This is a genomic window from Ferruginibacter sp. SUN106, assembly GCF_050611765.1.
Lineage (GTDB): Bacteria > Bacteroidota > Bacteroidia > Chitinophagales > Chitinophagaceae > Ferruginibacter.
This window is the reverse complement of record NZ_JBODJC010000004.1, coordinates 528,407-540,404: the sequence shown is the minus strand read 5'-3', so window position 1 is coordinate 540,404 and position 11,998 is coordinate 528,407. Positions and strand designations below refer to the sequence as shown.

10 protein-coding genes are annotated in these 11,998 nt (G+C 38.2%); 1 reads left to right on the top strand and 9 read right to left on the bottom strand.

What is annotated here, in order from left to right; genetic code table 11:
• Positions 1–6: 6 nt before the first annotated feature.
• The 8 genes from ACQ334_RS18405 to ACQ334_RS18370 all read right to left on the bottom strand — a co-directional run bounded on the left by ACQ334_RS18405 (position 7) and on the right by ACQ334_RS18370 (position 8,331).
• Positions 7–1,584 carry a T9SS type A sorting domain-containing protein gene (locus tag ACQ334_RS18405; protein WP_430989723.1) on the bottom strand — a complete coding sequence of 526 codons (1,578 nt, stop codon included), beginning with the start codon at positions 1,582–1,584 and terminating at the stop codon, positions 7–9.
• 38 nt (positions 1,585–1,622) lie between these two features.
• The gene (locus ACQ334_RS18400; protein ID WP_430989722.1) at positions 1,623–2,078 is read right to left on the bottom strand and encodes a hypothetical protein; all 456 of its coding nucleotides are present in this window, start codon (positions 2,076–2,078) and stop codon (positions 1,623–1,625) included.
• Between the two features lie 220 nt (positions 2,079–2,298).
• Entirely contained in the window at positions 2,299–4,419 is a 2,121-nt protein-coding gene (locus ACQ334_RS18395) for a M56 family metallopeptidase (RefSeq protein WP_430989721.1), read from the bottom strand.
• Positions 4,420–4,436: 17 nt separating this feature from the next.
• Positions 4,437–4,796 (bottom strand): BlaI/MecI/CopY family transcriptional regulator, encoded by a 360-nt coding sequence (locus ACQ334_RS18390; RefSeq protein WP_430989720.1) that lies wholly within the window; start codon positions 4,794–4,796, stop codon positions 4,437–4,439.
• A gap of 91 nt (positions 4,797–4,887) precedes the next feature.
• Positions 4,888–6,102 (bottom strand): hypothetical protein, encoded by a 1,215-nt coding sequence (locus ACQ334_RS18385; protein ID WP_430989719.1) that lies wholly within the window; start codon positions 6,100–6,102, stop codon positions 4,888–4,890.
• A 15-nt stretch (positions 6,103–6,117) separates the two neighbouring features.
• Positions 6,118–6,507, bottom strand: coding sequence for a RidA family protein (locus tag ACQ334_RS18380; protein WP_430989718.1), 390 nt, complete (start codon positions 6,505–6,507; stop codon positions 6,118–6,120).
• Between the two features lie 50 nt (positions 6,508–6,557).
• Positions 6,558–7,511 carry a SecDF P1 head subdomain-containing protein gene (locus tag ACQ334_RS18375; RefSeq protein ID WP_430989717.1) on the bottom strand — a complete coding sequence of 318 codons (954 nt, stop codon included), beginning with the start codon at positions 7,509–7,511 and terminating at the stop codon, positions 6,558–6,560.
• 217 nt (positions 7,512–7,728) lie between these two features.
• Positions 7,729–8,331 carry a class I SAM-dependent methyltransferase gene (locus ACQ334_RS18370; protein WP_430989716.1) on the bottom strand — a complete coding sequence of 201 codons (603 nt, stop codon included), beginning with the start codon at positions 8,329–8,331 and terminating at the stop codon, positions 7,729–7,731.
• A gap of 147 nt (positions 8,332–8,478) precedes the next feature.
• On the opposite strand from ACQ334_RS18370, the gene ACQ334_RS18365 reads away from it, so the two are divergent.
• Positions 8,479–8,934, top strand: a complete 456-nt coding sequence (locus ACQ334_RS18365; protein ID WP_430989715.1) for a phage tail protein — start codon at positions 8,479–8,481, stop codon at positions 8,932–8,934.
• A gap of 85 nt (positions 8,935–9,019) precedes the next feature.
• On the opposite strand, the gene ACQ334_RS18360 is transcribed toward ACQ334_RS18365, so the two are convergent.
• Positions 9,020–11,986 (bottom strand): alpha/beta hydrolase family protein, encoded by a 2,967-nt coding sequence (locus ACQ334_RS18360; RefSeq protein WP_430989714.1) that lies wholly within the window; start codon positions 11,984–11,986, stop codon positions 9,020–9,022.
• Between the last annotated feature and the right edge of the window lie 12 nt (positions 11,987–11,998).

Below are 11,998 nucleotides of genomic sequence, written 5' to 3'. Positions count from 1 at the left end.
TGCTTCTTACTGTTTAAATATTTTATTGGTTTGTTGTTGTCCGTTATTGAAAAGCTGTACCATATACATACCGCCGGGTTGATTTGAAATATTAATTTTATTAACACCACCTGATCCGCTACCAGCCATTACAACCCTGCCGTTAATATCCAGCAAACGGTATTGATAATTTTCAGTAGCATTGATGCTGACCTCATTTTGAACAATTGCAGATACAGTAAAAATAGTATTTGCAAATGATTTTAATGCAATAGTGTTAGAGTACATGATCTGATCAAGCACCGAAGTAACTTTTATCCTGTAATAGATAATATTGCTTTTAACCGGCTGGTATAAAAATTGTGTTGTTGCAGTTGCGGTACTTGTTAACTCATTGAAGTGGATACCATCATCAGAGGTTTCAATACCAATACTTTTAACCGGCTCATCTGTTATAATACGCCAGTTAAGGCGGTGATTATTATGCTCTGCTTTTCCATTCAGGCTTACATCACGAATTGGTAAAATTCCTGTAAAACCATTTAAAGTATATGAACCAAGACTTCCATATTCCCCGATATTTATATTTCCCGTACCGTCTATTTTAAGAAAATAAGTGCCTGCATTTAATACCGTATCAATAGTAACGCTCATTGATGCCGGATCATAGGTAGCGATTAAAGCAGCGGCAGCATTGTAGAGTTCTATCTTTATATCCAGGTTAGCGCCAACATAATCAGCGCCAACATTAAAAGGAACAGCCGTTAAATGAAAAGCTGAATTTTGTGCCATTGTAAACTTAAACGCATCTTTGTCTGCATCAGTACTAATAATGCCATTTGCAGTAAATGCAGATCCGTTTAAAGCAAATGTATTTGCATTTAAGGTATCAGCATAATCGTCTGCCCTGTAACCAAAACCATTCATAGTGGTGATTATAGAAAGATTATCCTGCAATGTAGTACATCCATAAGGAGTAGGCCCGTTATTCCAGTTACTCATATTCCTGTTGTAACTGTTACCCATAATTGGTGCCCAACCCGTTTCACCGCTTCCATTACCGCTATTGTAAGTTTCAATTGGTGTATTGCAGTCGGTGCCGTATTTTGACTGATGCGATAATCCTATCGTGTGTCCGCTTTCGTGAGAACAACACTCTCCTACCATTTTAGGGCTATTTGGCCCAAGCCTGTCGCAAAAAACAAATGCCGGTGTATCATCACCCCAGTTAAAAGAACCAATCCAGGATACGCCGCCTACACCTGGGCTCCAGGCACTTGTTGGAGTAATAATTATCCTGATCCGTTTATTTAGCGGCATACTTTCAAACACTGCAGAATCTGTAGTGATATTGATATTGAACGGGCGATAATCTTCTGCCACACGATTAAATGATTCTGTGATCTGTACATCGGACATTCCCGAAGGGTTACAATAAAATGCGGTGCCGTTATTCCATAAGGTACTCTGTACAAAATGGCCGTCAAAATCAAGAAAGATAGTGGATACAGCGCCGGGTAAACTATTCAGTTTAGGAACACTTAAAACTTTATTACAAAATAATAAGCTTGTTACGAATAGAAATAATGTAAAAATATTTTTCATAGTTCCTGGATTTAGAGAATCAAATAGTCAACGGTACTTTATAGTTGTTTACAATCCTGCATTAAACGGCCGGTTTCAATTTTTATCAATTGATAATTACCCGCAGTATTTCTTTGTAATTCATAGCCGTCAAAATATCTGGTATTGATGATACGGCCCAGGTAGGTAATGCTGTTGTCTTTATTTTTTATTTTAGAGACACTAAAAATAGTATTGTCAAGGGCCGCAGATTGGATTACCGCAGTTTGCAGGTTATTATATTTTACCAGGTTACTGGTTACATTTCCTGAAAACGAAAAATTACCCGGAAAAGAAAGATTGATAGTTTGCCCGGCAGCAGTATTAAAAATACTGTTTAAAGAAGATTCAGAGCAGTCGATCACAGAAGGGGAATTATGGAATTGCTCAGGCTTGTTTGTATTTCCGTTTTGCCCGAAACTGTTTGTTGTAAAAAATAGCAGCAACAGCAATACATAAAGTACAGGTTTATTCATGATAGAGGATTTGAATGCTAATAAAATCGGGACAGTAACTTGCATTGCAAACGCAATTAATAACGAGTTAGTATCTCCCGGAAATAATAACTGCACATTATATTATCAAATACATAATAACTTATATACCGATTAAATAACAGATGGGTAATTGTAGTACATAAAAAAAGCAGCCTGCTTAAAATAAACAGGCTGCTTTTTTATATCTAAATGAGGCTATCTACTGCACGGTAGTAATTTCAATGGCACCATTTTCGCCTTTAGGGCCGTATTTTTTTGCTGCTGCATGTTTGGTTAAAGTAAGCATATTAAACTTTCCTGTTAACCTTGTATTATTTGATGCCAGTTCTTTTCCATCGAGAATAAGCAGCTTGTTACTGTTCATTATTTTAATCTCACCGCTATATACAGTAGGATTATTTTTTCCGGGGATAACAGTTGCATCAGGTGGTGTTGGTGGTTTAGTTATCTCGCCATATTTTTTCTCAAACTTTTCTTTCTGTTCAGCATTATTAAGATCGTAAGTTTCTTTTTGCCCGTTCTTTAACCATATCGTGGCTTTATTATTATCAATATCTAAACGTTTTACGTTGGCAGGTAATTTTGGTGGTGCAGGAGGCGCTGGTGGTGCGGCTGGCGGAGGTGGTGGTGCTAATGCTGGTGTAACTTGTATTCCTGGTGCCGCAGGTGGCACAGGTGCTACAGCAGGTGCAGCTTGTATACCAACAGCTGCCGGTGGTGGAGGTGGCGCAGGCATGTCTGGCGCTGGTGGTGCAAGGAGGCCAGGCATATCTGGTGTTGGTGGAGCAAGCGGGGCAGCCGGTGGGGTTGGTGGCGGAGGGGGTGGCGGCAGCTCGCCGTAAATACTCTCGTATTTTTCAGCGTTTTCGTTCCATTCACTCAATAAAACTCTTTTTACTTCTGTACCTGCTTTGTCTTTTATCACCACCGTAGCATTACCTTTTTTGTCGGCAATATTTATAAGATATCCCTTACTGTTAGGTTGCTTACGTTTGGGAAATGTATCCCTGAGATTCATTTTTTCGCCGTAAGCAGTATTCCATTTATAAACTTCTGAAAGTTTAGCAGCAACTGCTGCATATTCCAGGTCTTCTATACCCGAAGCACCTCCTAACCACGAAAATCCTTTATCAGAACTTTTGGATAAACCAAAATGTTCTATTGATTTACTGTAGCGGTTATAAATATAATCCTGTGTAAAATTACCCCAATGTTCTGTTTGTTGAAAAGGCTGGTAGCCTTCCTTTGTAATTTGCAATGTAAACTCAAGTTCTTTGTTTTCGAAAGGCAATTGCAAAAGATAATATCCTTTTGCATCGGTGCGGATGGAAATATTTTTTTCCTTACAGTAAATACCGGCATCCGCTAAAGGTTGTAGAGTTTTGGCATCTACTACAAGGCCCGCTACGGCAACTGTTTTATCAGTAGTAGTTGCTTTGGCTGCTGCATTCCATTTACTACGGAATGCAAGCAGCAAAACAGCAGTGGCAGGTAATAAAAACAACAGTCGTATCAACTGCCGTTTGGCACTTTTTGTTTTGTTCATCATGGCTATTCTTTTTTTAAGTGAAGAAAAATTAAACTGAGTGGCTATACTATATTGATTGTTACCTATCACTTTCAGCAACAGGTATTGATATTCTTTTTTGTTGATACCGTTCTCCAGCACTTTGCCATCGGCAATAAACTCCAGGTTCTGGCGTATCGATCTTTTCAGTAACCACACAAAAGGATTGTACCAGCAGGCAATGCAAAGCAGTTCGCTCCAGATGATATCAATACTATGCCTTTGTTTTACATGTACAAATTCATGATGAATGATCTCCTGTAATTCTTCCTCGGTATGTAAATGGCGGTTAATAAAAATTGCATTGCCAAAAGAAAATGGAATGATGTTATCGTTTACCTGGTACAGGTTCATTCCATCAGTGGTAACCGGTTCTGCTTTACGCAACATTTTTTTAAAAGAAAAAACCTGCAATAACAAACGGGTGAGCATTACCAGCATGCCAGCAACAATTATCAGTAATACAATTTCTTTTATGCCCCATATAGCCAAATGCGTTACAGGTAAACCGGTTACTATATTGTTATTGATCGTTGGTACCCAGTTAATGATCTCACTGCTATGCCAGTTATTTTTTTGCAATACAGCAGCAATATTAATGAATGGAATAAAAAAAGAAAGTATGGTATAACCAAGCAGGTACCAGCGGTTATGGTTATAAAAAGTAAGCTTACGCAAAATAAAATAGTAAAATAAAAACACTACTGCAAGGCTTACAGAAAGTTTTAAAATATAGTCTGATAAAAAATGCATACCAATAGTTTTACAGGTTATTTGTTCCCTTTCTCAATCATGTTAATAATCTCTTTCAGTTCTTTGGCAGATAATTTTTTCTGCTCCACAAAAAAATTCACCATCTCTTTATATGAATTATCGAAATATTCTTTTACCACATTACCCATGAATTTCTTTTTATAGTCTGCTTCGCTTACTGCAGGTTTGTACAGGTACGCATTACCCACCAGCCTGCTGCTGATGTATCCCTTGCGTTCTAAATTTTTTACAATGGAGGCTACTGTGGTATAAGGAGTAGGTTCACCGAGGTTTTCCATAAAAGCTTTTACATTGGCTTCGCCGGTGCGCCAGATGGCCTGCATTACTTCTTCTTCAACATGTGTTAATTTTTCCATTTCTACGAAATTTTCGTAAATCTACGAATATTTCGTAATAAGCCAAATTTATTTTTGTTAAAGTGATGCAATAATAATTTAACAACTTTGCTTACTCCTGTAAATCAATCACCACTTTCGCATTTTTTTGTTCCGACGATGAAATAAAAATTTCGTAGCGTTTCTTTCCGGCAGTAATAATCATGAGAGAGGTGTTGGGAGGAATAGTGCCTAAATTATCCGCTACCATTATCAGTTCGTGATGAGGTTGTTGTTTATCTACTTTTATTTTAAAAGTAACAGGTTTTGCAGAAATACCTGCATGGTTTACCACCAGTTCATTATTATGGTAAATACTTACTGTATCGCCATCTATTTCTCCATTATCATATAACTCAATAATTAATTCAGCAGCTTCGGTCTTTATTTGTTGTACAACGGGGTTGGCCCTGGTTTCAATTACTTTAGGTACAGGAACTATAATTTTTTTTTGAACAACTGCCGGTGTAACAGGAGTTTTGGTTTCCGGAATTTGTTCCACCGGTTTTTGCGGTTGCCTGTTGGTTTCTATTTTTTCCGGAGCAGGAATATTTTTTTCAACAGGCTTTGTTACAATAATCTCCGGCTTTGGTTTTTCTTTTTGTATTACTTCAGGTTGTGGTACTGTACATTCACTTATAAAAATATCATCCATTGCAAAATCATTTCCGCAGCCGCCGGCAGTCATGTCTTTCATTTGTATCGTAACAGCATCTGCTGTTGCCGGCATAGTAAATTCGCCGGCATATTTTAGCCATACCGGTTCGTTGGTCATCAATATCTTACCGGTTTCAAAACTGGTGAGCATTTTTTCGTTGGCAAAAATACCAATGGCAATTACCGGCGGTGTAGGATAACAACCGGTACCATACCTGCAAATATTGGCAAACCAGCTTGAAAGCTGATAAGTAGTGCCGGGCTTGAGCCCTGTAATTTTTAAAACAAAAAAATAACCAGGTTTTTCAGAAGCATTTACCACCATCATTTTCCCATTTACATCGCCTGCAGTATGATCATTTAAAAGGTTATGCCACCTGCCACCAAAACAATCACTGGTATAGGATACAAAACTATAATAACCATCATCAGGACAGCCTCCTTTTGCTTTTCTGTAATTTTTTACATTGGAAAGATTGTAGTCCTTACTATCCTCAGCCGTACCAAAATCTATTCTGATAACGGGATCTCCGTAATTGCAATTGTTTGTTTGTGCCAACACTTTTGTAGTACTGCAACAAGTAAGCAACACAAAAAAAGCAAGCGAAATATTTACAGCAATCGTTTTCAACTCCTGGTTATTTATTTACACCATTGCAATACACTCTACCGAAACCAATATGTTGCCGGGAAATGGCATTACCTGCGGTGCACTGCGTGCCGGTGCCTGTTCTCCAAAGAAATTGCTGTACACTTTATTGATCATTTTAAAATCACTGTCACAACCGGCAACCATATAAATAGTGGTTCTTACAATTTTATCAACACTGCTGCCGGCTTCCTCAATAATGGTCTGCACATTTTTAAATGCCTGCAAAGCCTGTGCTTCAAAATCATTTTCAGCAATGGTGCCAGTTGCTGTATCAATACCTGTGGTTCCTGAAACAAAAATAAAATCACCTGCAATTACCGCCTGCGGAAATGCCATATTGGTCCGCAATACTTTGGGTGTGTTAAAGTTTTTTCTTTCTGCCATAGTGGTAGTGTATTTTTTTATAAATGTAAAACGTTTTTGTTTTGTGTAATCTATTCTGCAGGCTCTAGTTCATGCATTTCTTTTAAACTACAATTCACAGGGAGGTAACCTGAGCTTAACAGATCGGCAAAATCATGTGCCTCCTGTTTTTTTAAAACACCGCTAATAATACTGTTACCACCTTCAATGGTATTGATAACTGTCGGTACGGTTAACACTTTACCATCCATTACCATTGCTATTGCTTTATTGATATTTCTTTCGGTCATTCTTTTCCACGCATAGGTGCCATAGGCGTCAAAAGACATTTCTACTGAATTATATTTACCATCAGCTTTTGCCGATGCCTTTTTAATATAGTTGCTGGCAAAAAATTTTGTATCATTTTCTTTTACAACATACACTTCACTCAATGGCGGTGCATTTTCTGTTGTCGTATTTTCTTCTTTAAAAACCAGGGCAGCATCTGCCGGAAATAATTCTTTGGAAAGCTCAAAATATTTTTTCAGCCGGGGAATATTTTGTTTTGTTACTTCTCCGATATAGGAAGGGAAACGTGATGTATTGCCAATGGTATATTGCTGAGCATAACTATAAAATGCACTTAACAAAGGATGGCTTGAGGTATCTGTTTTATTACCGGCAATTTTTTGTGCCGCCATTTTATCTGCTTCATTCATAATATCTGCCAGTTCAGTAATGGAATAACATTCGTAAAATATTAATGCGCCTTTTTTAAGCAGGTTGGTTTTTATCCAGTCTTTATCTAAAGCGGCTGATTGTATTGTTAGCAGGTGTTCCTTATAATTGGCAGTAACGATAACATCTTTAAACTTTGCCATTTCCAGACGTTTTTTTAGTACCAACACTACAGTATCAATTTGTACGTTAGTTGTAATAGAATCATCGATAGTAAGTGTGGTTACAAATTGTTTTTGCTTACTGCTGCAACTACTAACTGTAAGGCAGGAAATAAGCAAGAGGGGTAAAATGTATTTTATCATTAGGAAGGGTTATGGCTTTTATAAACTAAGGTATGTAATGATTATAAAAGTAATGCACTTTTATTTTATCCTTTGAAAGTACGGGCATATTAAATCAGCCCGGAGCATACAAAATTGACATCGCTGTTACGAGGGGCATTTTCATTATACTTCTTTTACAAATACCCGGCATTGTGTTCGGTAAAGACACCGGACACGGAAGGAAAGTAAACACATTTTAATGATACATAAAAACGGTAAAATCATCTTCGTAATAATCTTTGATCAATATCACTTTATCTGTTAGTGTACAACAATAAGCTTTGATATAATCCGGATCGTAAGCAACAAGCAATCCTTCAGCAAAATCAGTTTTACTTAAAAGATTAAATCCCAAACCTGTTTTGCATGATGCAAATAATTTTTCAATTGTTTTAAATACAAATAAATTATCGCTATTGCGATAGCTTAATGCACCGCAAGCCAGTATATAATCGGCAGCAGGTAATGAAGGATTTTCAAAGTCGCCTTGAAAAAACCTGGCATTATGTAAATGGCCGTACCGGGAAAAGGCTACTTCTAAAAGAGCAGGTATTTGTTCTATACCTGAGTACTGCACCCCGGGATAAATATTGCAGAGAAATGCATACAGATCACCATGGCCGCAACCGGCATCTAATACGGTACAATCATCAAGATTGGCAATACCGGATAAAATTTTAAACCTTGCCTGTTGCCCTTCCGGCTTCTTCCACCCTAAGGCACCTGTAGTGCCAACGCCATATTTTTCAGTCAGGCTTTTATGAAACCGGAAGACATGAGCGGTATCGATCAAATGCATTGTTGCCCGGTTAAGTAATTTTTAATTAAATAAAGTTAACAACATAGTTTATATTTATAGTACGTTATTGGATTAAAGCCTTCTCTTATTTTTTCTTACTACAGCTTTTCTGTAACGAAAATCATACATTAATCTTAAACTTTTTTTATGGCAGATGACGGTAAATCACAATCGCAAACTACCTGGCCGCTGGTAAAATTTTCATTTTTGGTAACTATTGGAAATACAGAAATTATGTTCCAGGAAGTGACGGGATTAAATGCAGAAACACAGGCAATAGAATACCGCTCGGGCAGCAGCAAAGTTTTTTCCACTGTAAAAATGCCAGGCTTAAAAAAGTACGGCAACGTTACACTTAAGAAAGGTATTTTTAAAGATGATAAAGTCTTAAAGAAAATGTACGACCTGGTTGTAATGAATACCTTTGAAAGGCAGGCAATAACCATTTCTGTATTGGATGAAAAAGGAGGCACTGCTATGAGCTGGGCCCTTACCAATGCTTTTCCTTGTAAGATGACAGTTACCGATATGAAATCGGATGGCAATGAAGCTGCAGTGGAAACAATGGAACTGGCGCATGAGGGATTGAGCCTGGTTTCATGATATGATGAATTTTGTGGCCGGTGTCTTCACCTGCCACGGGGGTAAAAGAGAAGTCAAGTTTTTAAAACTTGACTTCTCTCCGCAACTACTCCACTTTCAATCCCCAATCAATACCCTTTTGTGTAGCAGGCACACCTTCGGTTAACCATTTGGCGGGCTTCTCTCCTTTCAGTTTCCAATCAAAAAATTGCTGTTCCCTTATCTGAATGTCTTTACGGTTTTTTCTTTCAATTAAATTATGGGCTTCGTTATTGTACACCAGTAACCATACCGGTTTATTAAGGCGGCGCATGGCGGTAAACATTTCAATACCCTGGTACCATGGCACGGCATCATCAGCGTCGTTGCTCATAATTACCAATGGTGTGGTTACGTTGGGTAAATGAAACAGCGGTGAGTTTTCTAAATACAGATTTTGTTTTTCCCACAAAGTAGCACCAATGCGGCTCTGTGTTTTTTCGTACTGGAACTGGCGGTTGAGGCCACTGCCCCAGCGTATGCCGCCATAGGCACTCGTCATGTTGGCAACGGGTGCGCCTGCCCATGCGGCTGCAAACAATTTTGTTTTGGTAATAAGGATGGCGGTTTGATAACCACCCCAGCTTTGTCCCTGTAACCCCAGTTTGGTACTATCTACATAACCCAGTTTTACAATTGCCCTTACACCACTTACAATATAATTATATGCATCGTTGCCGGGGTGACCGGTGGTATAAGAAATATCAGGTGCAAACACCACATAACCACGGCTTACAAAAAAAGATATGTTCAAACGGCTTGGCGTAGGCGAAGGTGGAATATACCCATACAAACCATCGCTCAGTTTTTCGTAAAAATAACTGATCATCGGGTACTTCTTTTTAGGATCAAAGTTTTCGGGCTTGTAAATAATGCCTTCGCTTTCTTTACCGTTATAGGTTTTCCATTTAAATAATTCGGCAGTACCCCAGTTGTAGTCCGCTTGCTGAGGATTGATATCGGATAATGGCATCCATTCCCTATTGATCTCAGTAGTATTGTGATAACAAAGATTAGTTGACTTAGTATAGCTTTCCATAGTGCATATAAAAGAATATGCATTCTGAGCCTTTATTATGCTATTAAAATATGTGGGGTGCGTAAACCCGACTCCATCTTTATTTGCAGGAGGGAGAAATAGAGAATTGCAGCCATTGCAACCATCAACAATTCCGGAATACTTTGTCTTTTTGTCAAATACCCTGAATATCCAAGATTGTTTATCTTTAAAAAAAAGTTCTTCTCTGTCAGTTTTTACATAACGTAATACTGATTTTGCAGTACGTCCAAATTGATTAAACAGTACATTTGGCATAACATTATTGCAAGTAGAAATTTTCCAAACATCAAACTGATCGTAAACATATAAAGCGCTATCGCCTTCCTGCCAGCCCATTACACCATAAGGCGCAGGATAATCCGGTACATCATTATCTTCTTCATACAAAGGCACTTTAATTTTTTCGGTGGCATTTTTGGTAACGCCGGTAGTTACATCATAAGTAAAATAATTTTTCTTCACATTATCATACCAGTACACATACTTACCTGCAGGCGAAGCATCAAAGTTGGCAAGTGCATTAGCCAGTACTAATTTTTTACTACCGTCTTTTGTACTGATCACATAAGCTGATGTTTTGGTACGGCCTGTCCACTGCCCTTCTACCCTGTTGCCTTTATTGCTTTCTGCCAAAACCCAATCCGCATTACCTTCGTTTACCAGGGTTATTCTTTCGGCATCTTCGGCGCCCAGTTGTATTACCTGGTTATGGCCGAGGTTGATCACAGCTGTGTAGCTGCGCCTTAATTCTCCATCCAGTTGTTTTAGTTGTTGTGGTTGTAAATAATCATCATTGTAATGCCATACATCTAAACGTGCCAGTTCAAAATCTACCAGCGTGGTATCTTTGGGTGCTTTAATTGGTGCAGTACCAAAGAATAATTTTTTAGCATCTTTACTAAAAATCAAATTGGCATTTTCACTTACTGTAGTGCCCACTTTCATACCCACAGTATTTTTTTCTGCAATGATGGTAGCGCTATCTGCACCTTTAAAGTAATAATAAAGTTTATAAAATTTAGTGAGTGCTTTGGCCACACTGTCACGCTCTGCCACAAAAGCCAGTTGATTGCCCTCTTCATTTAAGGCATAATTTTTTGCATCATTGAATTTTTTCATGATAGTATCTGTCTTGCCAGTAGTAAGGTCAACCCACAATACTGTTGGCTTTGTAATACTGTCGTTATTTTTTGCAGAAGTTTCTACAATTAAAGTATTGGCCTTTTTGCTGAAGAAATATTCTGTTACCAGTTTAAATTTTTTATCGGTGCCGGTGCTCAAATTTCTCAATACTAAATCGGTGCCTTCTTCAACTTTTTCCGCTTCTGCTTTTGGTGGCGTGGGTTTGTTTTCTTTTTTAGCAGGTGTTAATACTGCAATGCCTTTCGTTTGCGCTTCTTTGGTTTTGTTACGAATGCTGTCAGCAACCTTCACTAAACTATCGGCCATCTGCAACATATTTTTTAATTGTGTGGCAGAGTCGGGCAATGCTTTTACTTTAGGTGCAGGTGTTTCTGTTTTTTCCAACAAATACGCCATCCAGCCGCTGCCTTTCTCGGGTGTTTTGTAAGATTTTATTTTAGCGATCTTCAATACACTGTCTTGACCCAGTTCTATAATACCTAGAGAATCTTTGGGCAGGTCATCGCCGGTTTTCTTTTTAATTTTTGCCTGCCTGGTATCCTGGAAAAATGGTTTTATTTTAAACACCAGGTATTTACTGTCTTCGGTAAGTACAGCACTGTAACCACGGGGAATTATTTTTTTATATTTGGTAGCCGGATTTTGTATTACCAGTTCGCCATCGCCTTCCTGTGGGTTAACCGTGTACACTACAAATTTGCCATCATTGCTGATCATGCGTTCGCCAATACTTTTCCAGTTATCATACACGGTATGGTCGAGCGGTTTTTTGTTTTGTGCAGCGGCAGTACATAGGATTCCTAAAAAGAGAGGAAACAGTAATTTCTTCATAATGGAGGTTTT